The 18,124-nt window shown below is 60.3% G+C and carries 17 protein-coding genes; 10 read left to right on the forward strand and 7 right to left on the reverse strand.

Annotation, left to right across the window (positions count from 1 at the left end; genetic code table 11):
* Positions 1 to 164 precede the first annotated feature (164 nt).
* Positions 165 to 1,115: a DUF1853 family protein gene (locus QMX86_RS15630; RefSeq protein ID WP_282384581.1), complete on the reverse strand. Its 951-nt coding sequence runs from the start codon at positions 1,113 to 1,115 to the stop codon at positions 165 to 167.
* Positions 1,116 to 1,229: 114 nt separating this feature from the next.
* On the opposite strand from QMX86_RS15630, the gene QMX86_RS15635 reads away from it, so the two are divergent.
* Genes QMX86_RS15635 through pepN form a run of 6 tightly spaced genes read left to right on the forward strand, consistent with a single transcriptional unit; the run spans position 1,230 to position 7,748 of the window.
* Positions 1,230 to 2,120 carry an NAD(+) kinase gene (locus QMX86_RS15635; protein WP_016774212.1) on the forward strand — a complete coding sequence of 297 codons (891 nt, stop codon included), beginning with the start codon at positions 1,230 to 1,232 and terminating at the stop codon, positions 2,118 to 2,120.
* The gene (locus tag QMX86_RS15640; RefSeq protein WP_016774213.1) at positions 2,120 to 3,091 is read left to right on the forward strand and encodes a metallophosphoesterase; all 972 of its coding nucleotides are present in this window, start codon (positions 2,120 to 2,122) and stop codon (positions 3,089 to 3,091) included. The genes QMX86_RS15635 and QMX86_RS15640 overlap by 1 nt, the downstream gene beginning before the upstream one ends.
* The gene (locus tag QMX86_RS15645) at positions 3,088 to 3,957 is read left to right on the forward strand and encodes a rhomboid family intramembrane serine protease (protein ID WP_122601682.1); all 870 of its coding nucleotides are present in this window, start codon (positions 3,088 to 3,090) and stop codon (positions 3,955 to 3,957) included. The genes QMX86_RS15640 and QMX86_RS15645 overlap by 4 nt, the downstream gene beginning before the upstream one ends.
* Before the next feature lie 35 nt (positions 3,958 to 3,992).
* A complete protein-coding gene (locus tag QMX86_RS15650) occupies positions 3,993 to 4,253 on the forward strand; it encodes a DUF1315 family protein (RefSeq protein WP_042609561.1) in 261 nt (86 codons plus the stop codon).
* Complete coding sequence (locus QMX86_RS15655) at positions 4,250 to 5,080, forward strand: DUF2797 domain-containing protein (RefSeq protein ID WP_122691987.1); 831 nt, start codon at positions 4,250 to 4,252, stop codon at positions 5,078 to 5,080. Before QMX86_RS15650 ends, QMX86_RS15655 begins: the two co-directional genes overlap by 4 nt.
* 10 nt (positions 5,081 to 5,090) lie before the next feature.
* A complete protein-coding gene (gene pepN, locus QMX86_RS15660) occupies positions 5,091 to 7,748 on the forward strand; it encodes an aminopeptidase N (protein WP_282384583.1) in 2,658 nt (885 codons plus the stop codon).
* Between the two features lie 107 nt (positions 7,749 to 7,855).
* Here the strand turns inward: pepN and katG are convergent, their stop codons facing one another.
* Together katG and QMX86_RS15670 are read right to left on the reverse strand one after the other, a co-directional pair.
* Positions 7,856 to 10,132 carry a catalase/peroxidase HPI gene (gene katG / locus QMX86_RS15665; RefSeq protein WP_282384584.1) on the reverse strand — a complete coding sequence of 759 codons (2,277 nt, stop codon included), beginning with the start codon at positions 10,130 to 10,132 and terminating at the stop codon, positions 7,856 to 7,858.
* A 224-nt stretch (positions 10,133 to 10,356) separates the two neighbouring features.
* The gene (locus tag QMX86_RS15670) at positions 10,357 to 12,567 is read right to left on the reverse strand and encodes an LTA synthase family protein (protein ID WP_282384586.1); all 2,211 of its coding nucleotides are present in this window, start codon (positions 12,565 to 12,567) and stop codon (positions 10,357 to 10,359) included.
* 327 nt (positions 12,568 to 12,894) lie between these two features.
* On the opposite strand from QMX86_RS15670, the gene QMX86_RS15675 reads away from it, so the two are divergent.
* The gene (locus QMX86_RS15675) at positions 12,895 to 13,911 is read left to right on the forward strand and encodes an ABC transporter substrate-binding protein (RefSeq protein WP_056784695.1); all 1,017 of its coding nucleotides are present in this window, start codon (positions 12,895 to 12,897) and stop codon (positions 13,909 to 13,911) included.
* Positions 13,912 to 13,970: 59 nt separating this feature from the next.
* Here the strand turns inward: QMX86_RS15675 and QMX86_RS15680 are convergent, their stop codons facing one another.
* The 4 genes from QMX86_RS15680 to QMX86_RS15695 all read right to left on the reverse strand — a co-directional run bounded on the left by QMX86_RS15680 (position 13,971) and on the right by QMX86_RS15695 (position 15,808).
* Positions 13,971 to 14,186, reverse strand: a complete 216-nt coding sequence (locus QMX86_RS15680; protein WP_073475280.1) for a helix-turn-helix transcriptional regulator — start codon at positions 14,184 to 14,186, stop codon at positions 13,971 to 13,973.
* Complete coding sequence (locus tag QMX86_RS15685) at positions 14,183 to 14,557, reverse strand: hypothetical protein (RefSeq protein WP_073475277.1); 375 nt, start codon at positions 14,555 to 14,557, stop codon at positions 14,183 to 14,185. Before QMX86_RS15685 ends, QMX86_RS15680 begins: the two co-directional genes overlap by 4 nt.
* A gap of 166 nt (positions 14,558 to 14,723) precedes the next feature.
* On the reverse strand, positions 14,724 to 15,203 hold the full coding sequence (locus tag QMX86_RS15690; RefSeq protein ID WP_122746942.1) for a copper chaperone PCu(A)C: 480 nt from the start codon (positions 15,201 to 15,203) through the stop codon (positions 14,724 to 14,726).
* The gene (locus tag QMX86_RS15695; protein WP_016774221.1) at positions 15,203 to 15,808 is read right to left on the reverse strand and encodes an SCO family protein; all 606 of its coding nucleotides are present in this window, start codon (positions 15,806 to 15,808) and stop codon (positions 15,203 to 15,205) included. Before QMX86_RS15695 ends, QMX86_RS15690 begins: the two co-directional genes overlap by 1 nt.
* Before the next feature lie 274 nt (positions 15,809 to 16,082).
* On the opposite strand from QMX86_RS15695, the gene QMX86_RS15700 reads away from it, so the two are divergent.
* The 3 genes from QMX86_RS15700 (at position 16,083) to QMX86_RS15710 (ending at position 18,113) form a co-directional block, all read left to right on the forward strand.
* The gene (locus QMX86_RS15700; protein WP_282384594.1) at positions 16,083 to 17,009 is read left to right on the forward strand and encodes a Gfo/Idh/MocA family oxidoreductase; all 927 of its coding nucleotides are present in this window, start codon (positions 16,083 to 16,085) and stop codon (positions 17,007 to 17,009) included.
* 129 nt (positions 17,010 to 17,138) lie between these two features.
* Positions 17,139 to 17,768 (forward strand): isochorismate family cysteine hydrolase YcaC, encoded by a 630-nt coding sequence (gene ycaC, locus QMX86_RS15705; protein ID WP_016774235.1) that lies wholly within the window; start codon positions 17,139 to 17,141, stop codon positions 17,766 to 17,768.
* A gap of 189 nt (positions 17,769 to 17,957) precedes the next feature.
* On the forward strand, positions 17,958 to 18,113 hold the full coding sequence (locus tag QMX86_RS15710) for a hypothetical protein (RefSeq protein WP_282384596.1): 156 nt from the start codon (positions 17,958 to 17,960) through the stop codon (positions 18,111 to 18,113).
* The last annotated feature ends 11 nt before the right edge of the window (positions 18,114 to 18,124 follow it).

The raw sequence follows: 18,124 nt of genomic DNA on the forward strand, positions 1-18,124 counted from the left end.
CGCTACCTAATGCGCTACAACAACACCAGACTCCATAGCTACAACAACTACCGGTCACCGGTCGCCATGGAGAAAATGGCGGCCTGAAAAACCCTAACTGGTGTCCAATATTACTTGACCAGTTCAGCTTGCCAGCGATTGGGCCAGTTCAGGCACCACAAATCTCAGGTTTGACCGGGCACATTCGGCCAAAGATCCGCCACCAGAAACAACCGCTCCGCCTCTTCCCATTCGCCCTGGGCATTCTCGGTCAGGCGTACCATCAACTGCGCCGGGGCCAGTGCTGGCAGGTCTTCCAGCCACAAACGCAGGTGCTCATCTGTCCAGACCTGATCCGCCGAGTAATGCGCCGGCGCCAGCCAGGCGTGGCGGGGCAGGGGTTGCCAGCGGCCCGGCGGGCGCTGCGCGACAAACGCCGGCCAGTCCTTCTGATGCAGCCAACTGCCACGCAGATGTTGCGGATGCGCGCCGTGCGGTGAGTCGGCCTGCCCGGGCCACGGATACAGCAGATAACCGCCCAGCCACAGCTGCGCGCTGAAGGTTTCGATATCCAGCGCCGCGAGCACTTCGCGGCTTTCCGGGCGCGCCGAGATCGGCAATTGATGCTCGGCCAGATGTGCCAGCTTACGATCCAGCCGGTCATGACAACCCGGCCCCAGCCACTGCGCGGGTTCGCGGCCATCGCCATCCTGCGGGCCAAGGTAGAGCTTGATCGCCAGTTCCAGATGATGCACGCCGTCGCGGTCACGCAGCAGCATGTCCAGCTCGCCGAGGGTGTGCCCGGCGCGGCGGATTGGCAGGTTGGCGGCGATCAATTCTATGCCCGGCGCATGCGAGACGGCGAACTGCCACAGGCGCTCGTAATACAGGCCCAGACGCCGGGTGCGCGCCTGCGCCAGCCATTGCAGCAGGCCGTAACTGTCGTGGTCGAGCTGGCGCAGCCAGTGTTCCAGGCGCTGTGGGTCTTGTACCCAGTCGCTGCCGGCGAGCGGATGGCGCTGCGGCCATGGCGTGGCGGCGAGCATCGGCGGCGCGAGGATCACCCACGCCAGGTCCCGCACTTCGGGATGGCGTAATCGATGGGGCAATTGCAACAAGTCGGGAAACAGGATCATCTTGCGAGCATAGCCTTAATCCTGAGCGCACCCTTGAGGCTGAAAGGATTTTGTCTATCTGGCGCTTTCGCCCATAATCGGGTTTTCGCGTTTTCGATTGTCCGCAGAGGTCCCATGGAGCAATTTCGTAATATCGGCATCATCGGTCGCCTGGGCAGTTCCCAGGTGCTGGATACCGTCCGCCGACTGAAACGCTTTCTGCTCGACCGTCACCTGCATGTGATCCTCGAAGACACCATCGCTGAAGTCCTGCCCGGCCATGGCCTGCAAACCTCGTCGCGCAAGATGCTCGGCGAAGTTTGTGACATGGTCATCGTCGTCGGCGGTGACGGCAGCCTGCTCGGCGCTGCGCGGGCGCTGGCCAAACACAATATTCCGGTGCTGGGCATCAACCGCGGGAGCCTCGGCTTCCTCACCGATATTCGTCCGGACGAGCTGGAAATCAAGGTCGCCGAAGTGCTCGACGGCCACTATCTGGTAGAAAACCGTTTCCTGCTGCAAGCCGAAGTGCGTCGCCATGGCGAGGCCATTGGCCAGGGCGATGCGCTAAACGACGTGGTGCTGCACCCGGGCAAATCGACGCGGATGATCGAATTCGAGCTGTACATCGACGGCCAGTTCGTCTGCAGCCAGAAGGCCGACGGCCTGATCGTCGCCACGCCCACCGGCTCCACTGCCTACGCCTTGTCTGCCGGCGGGCCGATCATGCATCCCAAGCTCGACGCTATTGTGATTGTGCCGATGTACCCCCATACCTTGTCGGGACGGCCGATCGTGGTCGATGGCAACAGTGAGCTGAAAATCGTCGTGTCCAAAGATATGCAGATCTACCCGCAGGTGTCCTGCGACGGGCAGAACCACTTCACATGTGCACCGGGCGACACCATTACCGTGAGCAAGAAAGCGCAGAAGCTGCGCCTGATTCATCCGCTCGATCACAATTACTACGAGGTGTGCCGCACCAAGCTTGGCTGGGGCAGCAAGCTGGGGGGCGGAGGCGACTGATGCTCGATCCCGCGCGCAGTTACGACCTGATCGGTGACGTGCACGGATGCGCCATGACTCTCGAACACTTGCTGGACCGTCTCGGTTATCACAAGCAGGGCGGGGTCTGGCGCCATCCGTCACGCATGGCGGTGTTCGTCGGCGACATCATCGACCGTGGCCCGCGTATTCGCGAGGCATTGCACATCGTCCACGACATGGTCGAGGCGGGGCAGGCGCTGTGCATCATGGGCAACCACGAATTCAATGCGCTCGGCTGGGTCACCCCGGCGCCACCGGGCAGCGGCAAGCAGTTCGTGCGCGAACACACCAAGCGCCACGCGCGGCTGTTGCAGGAAACCCTGACTCAATTCGAAAACCATCCGGGTGACTGGCATGATTTTCAGCAGTGGTTCTACGAGCTGCCGCTCTTCGTCGATGCCGGGCGCTTCCGCGTCGTCCATGCGTGCTGGGACGCCGGTCTGATCGAGCCGCTGCGGGCGTTGTTCCCCAATGGCTGCGTCGATGAGCATTTCCTCCAGGCCTCGGCGGTGCCCGGCAGCTTCGCCTGCACCGTGTTCGATCGCCTGCTGCGCGGCACCGACATGCGCCTGCCCGGTGGCCTGACCATGACCAGTGGCGACGGTCTGGTGCGTTCGTTCTTCCGCACCAAGTTCTGGGAAGACGACCCGAAAACCTACGGCGACATCGTCTTCCAGCCCGATGCACTGCCGGAACCTGTCGCGCAGACGCCGCTGACGTCAACCGAAAAGAATTCCCTGCTGCGCTATGGCGTCGACGAGCCGTTGCTGTTCGTCGGCCACTACTGGCGCAGCGGCAAACCGGCGCCGATCCGGCCGAACCTCGCGTGCCTGGATTACAGTGCGGTGCTCTACGGCAAACTGGTGGCCTATCGTCTGGACCAGGAAACGCGCCTGGATCCGCAAAAATTCGTTTGGGTCGATGTCGAGCGGCCGGAGGTCCTGCAATGAGTGCGGTAGCGGTATTGCGCCTGCCGTTGGCGGTGGATTTGAGCGGTTTTGTCAAACTGCTGCAACGCATGCAGGTCCCGCATCGGGTCAGCGAAGAGGCGGGCGAGCAGGTGTTGTGGGCGCCGGAGGAAATCAGCGAGGACGTGCGTTCGTTGTACGAGCGCTTCCCGGCCGGCGACCCGGGTCAGCAACTGGACATTCCCGCGGGCCAGACCTTCAAGCGCCCGAGCTTCGCCGAACAGCTGAAACACGCCAAAGCCACCGGATTGATTCTGCTGTTGAGCCTGATCGTCGGTGGTCTGACCTTCCTCGGCGAAAACCTGGAAACGCTGCGCTGGCTGACCTTCCTCGATTTCCGCGTGATCGGCGAGTACATCCACTTCACGCCCCTGGCCGACAGTCTGGCGGCGGGGCAGTGGTGGCGGCTGGTCACGCCGATGCTGATCCACTTCGGCATCCTCCATCTGGCCATGAACGGCATGTGGTATTGGGAGCTGGGGCGGCGCATCGAATCGCGCCAGGGCAGCATTAATTTGCTCGGTTTGACGCTGTTGTTCAGTCTGGTGTCCAACTACGCGCAGTTCGTCTGGAGCGGGCCGAGCCTGTTTGGTGGGCTGTCCGGCGTGCTTTACGGCTTGCTCGGGCATTGCTGGATTTTCCAGATGCTGGCGCCGAACCCGGCCTATCGTCTGCCGCGCGGCGTGCTGGTGATGATGCTGGTCTGGCTGGTGGTGTGCATGTCCGGGCTGATCTCGCTGATCGGTTTCGGCCAGATCGCCAACGCCGCGCACCTGAGCGGGTTACTCATCGGATGCTTCACCGGTTTGTTGGGCGGTTTGTATAACCGCCGTAAACTGGCCGTCTAACATTTTTTGTTTCAGAAAAGAGCGCGGAGACCCTGATGTCCTCTTTCAACGACATGATCAGCAATATCACCCCGGACATCTACGAAAGCCTGAAACTGGCCGTGGAAATCGGTAAATGGTCCGACGGCAACAAACTCACTGCCGAACAGCGCGAGCTGTCGTTGCAGGCGATGATTGCTTGGGAAATCCAGAACCTGCCGGAAGACCAGCGCACTGGCTACATGGGCCCGCAAGAGTGTGCGTCGAAGTCGATCGAAGTGCCGAACATCCTGTTCAAGTCGGATGCCATCCATTGATCGAGATTGGCCGCGGTGCAATCAGCAAAATGTCGGCGCGCCTGGACGGGGCGAACGTGCAATACGCGTTTCGTCTGGATGACGTCGAGGTGCCGGTCAATCCGTTGATCGGCAGTACGCTGCGTCTGGAATTCCTGGGGGCGATCCACTGCACCCATTGCGGGCGCAAGACCAAAACCAGTTTCAGTCAGGGTTATTGCTACCCGTGCATGACCAAACTGGCGCAGTGCGACCTGTGCATCATGAGCCCGGAGCGCTGCCACTTCGACGCCGGCACCTGCCGCGATCCGGTGTGGGGCCAGCAGTTCTGCATGACCGATCATGTGGTTTACCTGGCCAATTCGTCAGGTATCAAGGTTGGCATCACCCGTGCTACGCAGTTGCCGACCCGTTGGCTCGACCAGGGTGCGAGTCAAGCCTTGCCAATCATGCGTGTATCGACACGCCAGCAATCGGGGTTTGTCGAGGACCTGTTCCGCAGCCAGGTGGCGGACAAGACCAACTGGCGCGCCTTGCTCAAGGGCGATGCCGCGGCGGTGGATCTGGCGCAGGTGCGCGATCAGTTGTTCGAAAGCTGCGCCGAAGGCCTGCAAGGGTTGCAGGAGCGATTCGGCCTACAGGCGATTCAGACGATTGCCGATGTCGAACCGCTGGAAATCCGCTATCCCGTCGAGCAATACCCGGCGAAAATCGTCAGCTTCAACCTGGACAAGAACCCGATTGCCGAAGGCACGCTGCTGGGGATCAAGGGTCAGTACCTGATCTTCGACACCGGCGTGATCAACATTCGTAAATACACGGCGTACCAGCTCGCCGTGCATCAATAAGGATTCCAGCATGCGCACCGAACAACCGAAGATGATCTATCTCAAGGACTATCAGGCGCCCGAGTACCTGATTGACGAAACGCACCTGACCTTCGAGTTGTTCGAGGACCACAGCCTGGTTCACGCGCAACTGGTGATGCGCCGCAACCCGGAGCGCGGCGCCGACCTGCCGCCGCTGGTGCTCGACGGCCAGCAACTCGAGCTGCTCTCGGTAACGCTGGCGGATCAGGAGCTGAGCGCCGCTGACTATCAAGTCTCCGACAGCCACCTGACCCTGCAACCGACCAGTGAAACCTTCACTCTCGACACCAGCGTGCGCATCCATCCGGAAACCAATACCGCGCTGGAAGGCCTGTACAAGTCCGGCACGATGTTCTGCACCCAGTGCGAGGCCGAAGGCTTCCGCAAGATCACCTATTACCTCGACCGCCCGGACGTGATGAGCAAGTTCACCACCACCGTCGTGGCCGAACAGCACAGCTACCCGGTGTTGCTCTCCAACGGTAACCCGATCGCTTCCGGCCCCGGCGAAGACGGCCGCCACTGGGCGACCTGGGAAGATCCGTTCAAGAAACCGGCGTATCTGTTTGCGCTGGTCGCCGGTGATCTGTGGTGCGTCGAAGACACCTTCACCACCATGAGCCAGCGCAACGTCGCGCTGCGCATTTACGTCGAGCCGGAAAACATCGACAAGTGCCAGCACGCGATGAACAGCCTGAAGAAATCCATGCGCTGGGACGAAGAGGTCTACGGTCGCGAGTACGATCTGGACATCTTCATGATCGTCGCGGTCAACGATTTCAACATGGGCGCGATGGAGAACAAGGGCCTCAACATCTTCAACTCCAGCGCCGTGCTGGCCCGCGCCGAAACCGCCACCGACGCCGCGCACCAGCGGGTCGAGGCGATCGTCGCCCATGAATACTTCCACAACTGGTCGGGCAACCGCGTGACCTGCCGCGACTGGTTCCAGCTGTCGCTCAAGGAAGGTTTCACGGTGTTCCGCGATGCCGGTTTCTCCTCGGACATGAACTCGGCGACGGTAAAGCGCATTCAGGACGTGGCGTACCTGCGTACCCACCAGTTCGCCGAAGATGCCGGGCCGATGGCCCACGCCGTGCGCCCGGATAGCTTCATCGAGATTTCCAACTTCTACACTCTGACCGTGTACGAAAAAGGCTCGGAAGTGGTCGGCATGATCCACACCCTGCTCGGTGCCGAAGGCTTCCGTAAGGGCAGCGATCTGTATTTCGAACGCCACGACGGTCAGGCCGTGACCTGCGACGACTTCGTCAAGGCCATGGAAGATGCCAATGGCGTTGATCTCAGCCAGTTCAAACGCTGGTACAGCCAGGCCGGCACACCGCGTCTGGCCGTCAGCGAGTCCTACGACGCAGCGGCGAAAACCTACAGCCTGACCTTCCGCCAGAGCTGCCCGCCGACCCCGGACAAGGTGGAAAAACTGCCGTTCGTGATCCCGGTCGAGCTCGGCCTGCTCGACAGCCAGGGCAATGAAATCGCTCTGCGTCTGGCTGGCGAAGCCTCGGCACAAGGCACCACTCGGGTGATCTCGGTGACCGAAGCCGAGCAGACCTTCACTTTCGTCGACATCAACGCACAGCCGTTGCCGTCGCTGCTGCGCGGCTTCTCGGCGCCAGTGAAATTGAGCTTCCCGTACAACCGCGACCAACTGATGTTCCTGATGCAGCACGACAGCGACGGCTTCAATCGCTGGGATGCCGGTCAGCAACTTTCGGTGCAAGTGCTTCAAGAGTTGATCGGCCAGCATCAGAAAGGTGAGAGCCTGAAGCTCGATCCGCGTTTGGTATCGGCGCTGCGCACGGTGCTGTCCGACGAGTCGCTGGATCAGGCGATGGTTGCCGAAATGCTCTCGCTGCCGGGTGAGGCCTATCTCACCGAGATCAGCGAAGTGGCTGACGTCGAGGCGATTCATGTCGCGCGCGAATTTGCTCGCAAGCAACTCGCCGAAGGCTTGTTCGAAGCGCTGTGGCTGCGTTATCAGGCCAACCGCGACCTCTCGAAGAAGACTCCATACGTGGCCGAGGCCGAGCACTTCGCCCGTCGCGCATTGCAGAATATCGCCCTGTCGTACTTGATGCTCAGCGGCAAGCCGGAAGTGCTGGCGGCGGCGCTGGAGCAATTCGAGACCGCCGACAACATGACCGAGCGCCTGACTGCGCTGGCGGTGCTGGTCAATTCGCCGTTCGAAGAGCAGAAGGCTTTGGCTTTGGCCAGCTTCGCCGAGCACTTCAAGGACAATCCGCTGGTCATGGATCAGTGGTTCAGCGTGCAGGCCGGCAGCACCTTGCCGGGCGGTTTGGAGCGGGTGAAGGCGTTGATGCAGCACCCGGCGTTCAACATCAAGAACCCGAACAAGGTGCGGGCATTGATCGGCGCGTTCGCCGGGCAGAACCTGATCAACTTCCACGCGGCGGACGGTTCCGGTTATCGCTTCCTTGCCGATCTGGTGATCGAACTGAACGGCTTCAACCCGCAGATCGCCTCGCGCCAACTGGCCCCGCTGACCCGCTGGCGCAAATACGACAGCGCGCGCCAGGCACTGATGAAGGCCGAGCTGGAGCGGATTCTGGCGTCCGGGTCGCTGTCCAGCGATGTGTATGAAGTGGTGAGCAAAAGCCTGGCGTAACCCGATCCGGTAGGAACCGTCGAGTTGATCGTTCCCATGCTCTGCGTGGGGACGATCAACAAAAAATGCCGCTCAACGAGCGGCATTTTTATTGGTACAACAAACAGCTATTTACGCAGATCAAACCGATCCAGATTCATCACCTTCGTCCATGCCTTGACGAAATCGTTGACGAACTGCGCCTTCGCGTCGGAACTGGCGTACACCTCGGCCAACGCGCGCAATTGCGCATTCGAGCCGAACACCAGATCCACTCGAGTCGCCGTCCACTTTGGCGCCCCGGTCTTGCGGTCACGGCCTTCAAACTCATCGGCATCCCGTGACGTTGGGGTCCACTCAACTCCCATGTCCAGCAGGTGGGTGAAAAAGTCATTGCTCAGCGTTTCGGTTTTGTCGGTGAACACGCCATGCCGCGTCTGGCCGACATTGGTGTTCAATACCCGCAAACCACCCAGCAGCACGGTCATTTCCGGTGCCGTGAGCGTCAGCAACTGCGCCTTGTCGATCAGCAGGGTTTCCGCCGCAACCGTGTATTTGCCTTTGCTGTAATTGCGGAAGCCATCGGCAATCGGTTCGAGGAAGCCGAACGATTCGACATCGGTCTGCTCCTGCGAAGCATCGACGCGGCCAGGTGAAAACGGCACCGACACGGAATGCCCGGCGTTCTGCGCGGCTTTTTCCACCCCGGCATTACCGGCCAGGACGATCAGGTCCGCCAGTGAGATTTTCTTGCCATCGGCGGCGCCGTTGTTGAACTCGCTCTGAATGCCTTCCAGTGTGCTCAGCACCTTGTCCAATTGCTCGGGCTGGTTGGCCTGCCAGAACTTCTGCGGGGCCAGACGCAAGCGTCCGCCGTTGGCGCCACCGCGTTTGTCCGAGCCGCGGAACGTCGACGCCGCCGCCCACGCGGTCGAGACCAGTTGCGACACTGACAACCCTGAAGCCAGCACCTTGTTTTTCAGCGCCGTGGCGTCGCTGTCATCGATCAGCGGGTGCGTCACGTCGGGCAGCGGGTCTTGCCAGAGCAATTCCTCTTGTGGCATTTCCGGGCCGAGGTAGCGGGAGAGCGGACCCATGTCGCGATGGATCAGCTTGTACCAGGCGCGGGCGAACGCGTCGGCGAGCTGATCGGGATTGGCCAGAAAGCGCCGCGAGATTTGTTCGTAGGCAGGATCGAAGCGCAACGCCAGATCGGAGGTGAGCATGGTCGGCGAGAGCTTCTTGTTCGGATCGTGAGCGTGGGGAACGGTGCCTGCACCGGCGCCGTTTTTCGGTTGCCACTGATTGGCGCCCGCCGGGCTTTTGGTCAGCTCCCACTCGAAGCCGAACAGGTTTTCCAGATAGTTGTTGCTCCACTGCGTTGGTGTGGTGGTCCAGGTCACTTCCAGACCACTGGTGATGGTGTCGGCGCCTTTACCGGTGCCGAAGGCGTTTTTCCAGCCCAGACCCTGTTGCTCCAGACCGGCCGCTTCCGGCTCTGGGCCGACATTGTCGGCCGGGCCGGCGCCGTGGGTCTTGCCGAACGCGTGGCCGCCGGCGATCAGCGCCACGGTTTCTTCGTCGTTCATGGCCATGCGGCCGAAGGTTTCGCGGATGTCCTTGGCCGAGGCCACCGGGTCCGGGTTGCCTTCCGGGCCTTCCGGGTTGACGTAGATCAGGCCCATCTGCACGGCGGCGAGGGGATTTTCCAGATTGCGTTCGCCCTGATCGGTGCGGCTTTCTTCACGGCCATGCAGATCGGGCTCAGCCACCAGCGTGCCGTCGCCGGGCTCTTGCACCGGGCCATTGCTCTTGCCGTAACGGTTGTCGCCGCCCAGCCACTCGGTTTCCGAACCCCAGTACACGTCTTCATCCGGTTCCCAGACATCGGCGCGGCCCCCGGAAAAACCGAAGGTCTTGAAGCCCATGGATTCCAGCGCGACGTTGCCGGTGAGCACGATCAGGTCGGCCCAGGAGATGTTGCGTCCGTATTTCTGCTTGATCGGCCACAGCAGGCGGCGGGCCTTGTCGAGGCTGACGTTGTCCGGCCAGCTGTTGAGCGGGGCGAAGCGTTGCTGTCCGGAGCCGGCGCCGCCACGGCCGTCGGCGGTGCGATAGGTCCCGGCGCTGTGCCAGGCCATGCGCACGAACAGCGGGCCGTAATGGCCGAAGTCGGCTGGCCACCAGTCCTGAGAATCAGTCATCAGTGCTTTGATGTCTTGTTTCAGCGCCTGGAAGTCGAGGCTTTTGAAGGCTTTGGCGTAGTCGAAGTCCTGGCCCAGCGGATCGGACTTGGGGGAATGCTGGCTGAGGATTTTCAGATTGAGTTGATTCGGCCACCAGTCACGGTTCGTCGTACCGCCGCCGGCGGCGTGGTTGAACGGGCATTTCGATTCGTTTGCCATGTTCGGATCCCTATCAGGTCTGCGGCCGGCTCGTGCCGACTTCGGACTGGTAAGGCTAGACCCGAGTTGGCAAGTCGGCTAATAGCCCGACTATTGGATACCGATAGGCAAACTCTTTCACCGTCCCATGTAGGAGCCGCCGAAGGCTGCGATCTTTTGATCTTGCTGTTCGATGAAAAATCAAAAAGCAAAAGATTGCTGCCTTCGACAGCTCCTGCACGGGGTTAGCTCGATTGCGCGGTATCGTCCTCGGGCACTTCATCAAGTATGTCATCCTGCCCCGGCAGTTCAGTGATCACGCTGAAGTCCGAGACCTCGACCGCGCCATTGCCATACCCCAGCAAATGAAACGAGAACGCCTTGCGCGGCTGGGGGTTTTCAAAGCTGAAGTCCAACTCCAGTGGCTGGTCCGCCGTGGCGACCATTTCCGTAGGCAGGCCCAGTTGCACGTCCTGTTCGAATTGCTTGGCCTTGAGCTGAATGTACGCCGCCTGCTGCGGATCGACCGAGCGCACGGTCAGGCGCACGCGGGTGTGCGAGCCTTTGGGCATTTCCAGGTATTGCGCGCCGATCAGGTTGTCGGCCCAGTCATCCTTGATCTGCGCTTGCAGAGGGATGATGTTGTTGCTGCCGAACTGGTAGCGATGATTGAGTGGTGTGCGCAGCAAGGACAGATCCAGCGCATCGGCGCGCGCGGCGATCTGCCGGGCCGGATGGCCGCTGTAGGTGCCTTTGTAAGTGGCGTTTTCGGCGATGAAGCCGGTGCTTTGGTAGTAGCGGCAGCGGCGCGGCAGGTCGCATTCGGAGAAGATGCCCTGGCCGTCGTGGTAGCGCAGCTTGCCGTTGGTGAACGACATGATTTCTCGCCCGGAATCGTAGTCGCGAAACAGCGAGCGGCCGCTCAGCGCAGACGGCACCGGCAGGTCAAAATAGTCGAGGATCGAGATGCTCAGATCGACGTGACCATAGACCCCGGCATTCAGGCGCGGCAGTTGCGCCTGCTCCGGTGCCAGCGTCAGGTTGAAACCCCACGAGGAGGCCAGCCGCACGCCGTCGATGCCGTGGGATTCATCCGAGGTGATCACCACCAACGTGTCGTTGAGAACGCCCTGGCGCTCCAGCCCCGAAAGAAATTCATCCAGCGCATCGTCGAGATAACCCACAGCAGCCTGCTTCGGCGTTTCATAACGCTGCAGATAATCGTCCGGTGCCGAGTAGGGCTGATGGGTGCCGACCGTCAGCAGCGTTAGCATCCACGGCTGTTTTTGCTTCTTCAGTTGGCCGACGTAATCCAGCGCACCTTCGAAAAACGCCTTGTCATCCTTGCCCCAGGGGAATTCCAGGTAGTTGCTGTTGCTGAACCATTCCAGACCATGGGTCGCATCGAAACCGATGTGCGGCATGATCTTGTCTTTGGCCATGAACCGCAGGCCGGCGCCCTGCAAGTAATGAGTGCTGAAGCCGTGCTCGCGCAATTGTGCCGGCAGGCAGGCCTGATTGCGTTCGTTGAGGGTGAGCATTTCCACGCCTTTGGGCGTGCCATTGTTGAGCTTGTCGTAGTCACCGCACAGCATGGCGTACAGACCGCGAATGGTCTGATGGGTGTGCAGCACGTAATCCGGGGTGTTCATGCCGCGCTCGGCCCAGCGGCTGAGGTTGGGCATCAGGTCTTCCTGATAATGACTGCCGATCGCCTCACGGTTGGCACGGATGTAGGCGCCGGGGATGCCTTCGAGCGCGATGATCAATACATTGCGCGCCTGGCCCGGCGCGGCGAGCAGCTTCTGGCCATTGAGATCGACGTCGGTGAGCCCAGCCATCGCCGGTGTGGGTTCTTCAACGTCGCCGTCGAGCCATTCCTCGGCCTGGATCTGCAGGTCGGCGACTTCACTGGCGAGCAACTGATGCGGCAGGTTGTACAGGCGCCAGGCGTCGCCGTCATTCGGCCACAGGTTTTGCACGCCCCAATGTGCGGCGAACAACACAATAGGCGCGGCCCAGACCGAGCGAGGCAGAGCAGGGCGAGACAAGCCGCGACCAACAAGCTGAGTCAGCAGCCAGAAAACCAGGGCACCCAGCAAAGCCATGGCCAGGGCAGGGTGCGCAAGTCCGCCGCCAGTGGAATTCTCGACGAACTGCGGGTCGATCAGGTAGTGAATATCCGAAGGCGTCGGCAGACGGCCGACGGCGCTGACCAATTCTGCCGTGGCGATCGCCAGCAGCGCCCAAAACACCACCACCGGCAAGGTCAGCCACCATGCGCGGCGATGCAGCGTTACCACCAGCAAACTGCCCACGGCTAGATCCGACAAAAAGCCCAGCGGTGTCGACCAGCCCAACGCTGCACGCAGGCACACCGGTACGATCAATACCAGAACGATGAGAGAAAAAAGGCGGGCGTTCGGCCGCCGCAGCCAGTTGAAAAGAGCGCTCACAAAAAAGGCCTGCTTGTCATCAAAGGGTCAAAAAAGTGTGGGTAATGATACCAAGGGCAGGAAGGCTGATCGGCTATTAAAACCTGCGGCTGGCGATCGTTGAAATTTCGCGCGCCCATAGCGGACGGGGTTTCGAGCCTTAAAGCCGTTTTTCAGAAGCGGCAGTTTTTTGTTTCAGACTGTTGTAGGTCCATCCACTGCTCCTGAGTTTCAGCAGCAGACGCTAAATCGTGGAGTGCTATCGATATGCGATAAAGATATTTAATTTCTATTTTTTATAGCTATAAAGTCAGGCCTTTCAGCCCACCCCCATGCTGCGAGGTTGTCATGGCCACACCGTTCAAACGTTCTGCGCTGACTCTGTTGGCCGCAACTCTGGCAGCGGGCGCGCTGTTCAGCAGCGGCGCCCAGGCCGAGGGCAAGATCAGCATCGCCCAGCAATTCGGTATCGGTTATCTAATCCTCGATGTCGTGCGCGATCAACAGCTGATCGAGAAACACGGCAAGGCCCAGGGCCTGGAGATCAAGGTCGACTGGAACAGCATTTCCGGCGCTACGGCCATGAATGAGGCGCTGCTCACCGGAGCGCTGGACGTCGTCTCGGCCGGCGTGCCGCCGATGCTCACCGTGTGGGATCGCACCAAGGGCAAGCAGAACGTCAAAGCCATCGCCGCGCTGGGGTCGATGCCCAATTACCTGCTGACCAACAACCCGAACATCAAAACCCTCAAGGACTTCAGCGACAAGGACCGTATCGCCGTGCCGGCCGCAGGTGTAGGCTTCCAGTCGCGTACCCTGCAGATAGAAACCGCCAGGGAGTTCGGTGATGACCAGTTCAAGAAGTTCGATAACATTTCGGTCAGCCTGCCGCACCCTGACGCCACCGCTGCGCTGATTGCCGGCGGCTCGGAAATCAACTCGCATTTCTCCAGCCCACCCTTCCAGTACCAGGCGCTGCAAAACCCCAACGTGCATAAAGTGCTGAGCTCCTACGACATCCTCGGCGGCCCGGCGACGTTCAACGTGCTCTACACCACGGAAAAATTCCACGACGAAAACCCGAAAACCTACAAAGCTTTCTATGACGCACTGGCCGAAGCCGAGAACATCATCAAAGCCGACAAACCCGCCGCCGCCCAGGCCTACATTCGTGTAGAGCAATCGAAACTGCCGCTGGCTCTGGTCGAGCAAATCGTCAAAGACCCGGAAATCGACTTCACCGTCGTACCGCAACGCACGTTCATCTATGCCGAGAAATTGCAGGAACTGGGCGTGTTGAAAAACAAAGCGGCGAGCTGGAAGGATTACTTCTTTGAAGAAGCGCATGGTGGTGCGGGGAGTTGAGGGGAGGGGAGTGCGGCAGGCTCCTGTGGTCTGCCGCTAATACTCGTCAGTGGCAGCGCTCACAGCGAGTCGGAAATGGACGTTTCCCCATCCTCGAAAATGCTTTCAATCGGCAACCCGAACGCTCGCGCGATCTGGAAGGCCAGCGGCAGGCTTGGGTCATAGCGTTCATTTTCGATGGCATTGATGGTCTGACGGGAGACCTTCAAGCGCTGCGCCAGATCGACCTGTGACCACTTGCGCTCGGCGCGCAGCGCCTTGAGGTGATTTTTCATTGATAGCGACGTCGGGCGATTTGCAGACCGAGGATCCACATTGCGCCCATCACCGGCCATACGCAGGTCCACGGGATGTGCGGGGCGCCGATATTTTCGAGAAAGCCATAGCTGAACGTCAGCAACGCGGAAGCGGCGAACGCAAAGCCCAGCGCTTCAAACTGGATGCGCAGGTGCATCTCATCCAGGCGCCGCAGGTTGCGCACGATAGCCCAGCACATCAATCCGGCGGGGATCATCGGCGCCAGCGCGACGGCTGAACGCAACAGCAGATGGGCGTCCAGCAAATGTTGGCTGGCAACCACCGAGGCGATCAGCACGAGTGTGTACAGCGTCAATGCGGCGCCCATTTCGAGGTAATAGCGATTCATGTTTAACTCCATGTAAAAGACCCTTTACATCCTCGTCGAAATCTTTGCTTATGTAAAGCAAGCTTTCCATTCGGTCAGAGCATCGCTTCCATAAAAAACGGGGCGGCCCGATCATCGATCAAGCCGCCCCGCTTATCTGTCAGGCGAACAGTCTTTCAGTCAGCGATCAATGCATCTTGCTGTGATCGTGGCCGCCCATGTTGGTCAGCGCGCGGACCGGTGCTTTGACTTCGATGGTTTCTTTCTCGCCCTTGGCGTTTTCCACGGTCAGGGTCAGCGGCACGCTGTCGCCTTCCTTCAACTGACCGGTCAGGCCCATCAGCATGACGTGGTAGCCGTTCGGGTCGAAGCTCACGGCTTTGCCGGCAGGCAACTCAACCGACTTCACCTGGCCCATGGTCATCACATCGTTCTTCATGCTCATTTCATGAATCTGAACGTCCTTGGCCACTGGCGAGGCAACGCTGAGCAGTTTGCTGTCGCTGTCGGCAGTGACGGTCATGAACGCGCCGCTGGCGGACTGGGTCGGCACAGTGGCACGGACCCAGGCGTCGTCGACTTTAGTCTGCGCCGACGCCTGAAAGGCCAGGCCGAGCAGGGACAGTGCACATACGGTGCGTTTGAGGTGATTCAGAACGGGATGCATCAGCAGACCTCCATAACAGTAAGCAAATCTTCCGTGCACTCTTGGGCTGTCAGCGAAGTGGACAGGCCCAGGCGCAACTCACCACGCGAGTCGTAGACGTAGCTGGTGGACGTATGGGAGATGGTGTAGGTGTCGCCGGCCGGGACTTTCTCGTAGAACACGTCGAATTCCTTGGCGGTGGCCTTGGTTTCCTCAAGCGTGCCGTACAGCGCGACGAAGCTCGGGTCGAAGGCTTTGACGTAGGCGTCGAGGATCTGCGGCGTGTCGCGTTCCGGGTCGAGGGTGATGAACACCACTTGCAAACGATCGCCGTCGCGGCCCATCAGTTTCTTGATCTGCGCGGCGCGGGCGAGGGTGGTGGGGCAAACGGCCGGGCACTGGGTGAAGCCGAAGAAGATCATCGGCATCATTCCGCGAAAGCTCGACAGCGACATGGTTTCGCCTTCGGGATTCTTCAGCTTGAAGGTGCGTCCGAGGATCTTGTCGCTCAGATCCTTGCCGTACTTGTACGACAGTTGGCCACGGGTATCGCAACCGGCGAGCAGGCCGAGCCCGAGCACGCCCATTCCCGCAAGTACCTTGCGGCGAGTCAACAAAGCCGTCATCTAATACCGCCTTTTGCAGCCCGCCAGTCGGCAGGACTGGCGAGGGGTTAACCGTAAAAGCGCCGCATGATAGCAAACTGAGGCTGATCGCCGGCTGCCGATCGCCGCGCGGTGCGGGATTGGACGACAAAAGGTGTAAGAAGAAATGACGAATAAGCCATGCGTTCGCCGCGACCAAACCTTGATTTAAATAGTATGACGATTGGAGGCGGGCGCAGAAACACGTACTCTTGCCGCTGCGCTGCAAAGACCAAAACAACAACAGGAGTCTGTAATGCAACCGATTCGTCTCGGCCTGGTGGGCTACGGCAAGATCGCCCAGGATCAACACGTCCCCGCCATCCTCGCCAACCCGGCATTCCAGTTGGTGGCGGTCGCTACCCAGGGCAAACCTTGCGCCGGGGTGGAGAACTTCCAGTCGCTGGGCGAACTGCTTGAAAACGGCCCGACTGTCGACGCAATTGCGTTCTGCACGCCGCCACAAGGGCGCTTCGCGCTGGTGCAACAGGCGTTGGCGGCCGGCAAGCACGTGCTGGTGGAAAAACCGCCCTGTGCAACATTGGGCGAGGCCATGGCCCTGGTCGATCAAGTCGCCGACCAAGGCATCAGCGCTTTGTTCGTCTGGCACTCGCGCTATGCACCGGGCATCGCCGCCGCCCGCGACTGGCTGGCCAGCCGCACCCTGCAAAGCGTTCGGATCGACTGGAAGGAAGACGTGCGCAAGTGGCATCCGGGTCAGGCATGGATCTGGCAGCCGGGCGGCCTCGGCGTGTTCGATCCGGGCATCAACGCTTTGTCGATCATCACCCACCTGCTGGCGCTGCCGCTGTTTGTCGAAGCCGCCGAACTGCGCGTGCCGAGCAACTGCCAGTCGCCGATTGCCGCCTCGATCAAAATGTCTGATGCACATCAGCTCGACGTACGCGCCGAGTTCGACTTCGACCATGGCCACGATGAACTGTGGAGCATCGAAATCCGCTGCGTCGAAGGCATCCTGCGCCTGGACAATGGCGGCGCGGTGCTGAGCATCGACGGCGTGCGCCAAAGTGTGTCGGAGGAGGGCGAGTACGCAGCGGTCTACCGCCACTTCCAGCAATTGATCAGCGACAAGGACAGCGACCTGGATCTGCAACCGTTGCGCTTGGTGGCGGACAGTTTCTTTGTCGGTAGTCGCGCGTTGGTTGAGCCGTTCTACGATTGAAGTGGATTGTCCGGTTTGAGTGGACGGTGTAACCCTTTTCAAGCGATTTATCCCTTTGCTGTGCGTCAGTAATCTGTACCCAACTTGAACGCAACAACAAAACTCCAAACTTGAAAAGGGACGCACACCATGACCACTCCAACCTACAACCGCCTGAACAAAGATGACGCTATCGTGCTGCTGGTTGACCACCAGACCGGTCTGATCTCGCTGGTGCAGGACTTCTCGCCGAACGAGTTCAAGAACAACGTGCTGGCGCTGGCGGATCTGGCCAAGTTCTTCGACCTGCCAACCATCCTCACCACAAGCTTCGAACAAGGCCCGAACGGCCCGCTGGTGCCGGAGCTGAAAGAAATGTTCCCGGACGCGCCGTACATCGCTCGTCCAGGCCAGATCAACGCTTGGGACAACGAAGATTTCGTCAAGGCAATCAAGGCCACCGGGCGCAAGCAGATCATCATTGCCGGTGTGGTAACGGATGTCTGTGTAGCGTTCCCGACGCTGTCGGCGCTGGCGGAAGGGTTTGATGTGTTTGTGGTCACCGATGCGTCCGGCACCTTCAACACCACCGTGCAGCAAGCCGCGTGGAGCCGCATGACCCAGGCCGGCGCGCAGATGATGAACTGGTTCTCGGTGGCCTGTGAGCTGCACCGCGACTGGCGCAACGACATTGAAGGCCTGGGCAATCTGTTGTCGCAGCGCATTCCTAACTACCGCAACCTGATGAACAGCTACTCGGCGCTGACGCAGCAGAAGTAAGCGTTAAATCCAAAGCGAAAGCCTGCCTCGAAAGCAGGCTTTTTGCGTTTTCTACAGAACGCCGTTCGTCCATTGCCGGGCACTTGTCACGCAAGGGCATTTCACACGTTCAGGTACCTATCGCTGAACACCTCGGAGAACGACATGGACATTGATGAAAACGCACCGGGCAACCAGTCGTAACAAGCCGTGACGCGCACCACCGACAATGAGACCGGGCACGATCCCAAGCGGGAAAATCCCGAGGTGCCTTTGCCGCCGGACGATCAGGCGCCGGTCGAGGAAGATATGTCAGATGTGGATGCGGCCAACTCGGTGTCAACCGAACATCCGCCGTCACGCTGATCGAGCGATTT

This window comes from Pseudomonas sp. PS01270 (assembly GCF_029959775.1).
GTDB classification, from domain to species: Bacteria; Pseudomonadota; Gammaproteobacteria; order Pseudomonadales; family Pseudomonadaceae; genus Aquipseudomonas; species Aquipseudomonas atacamensis.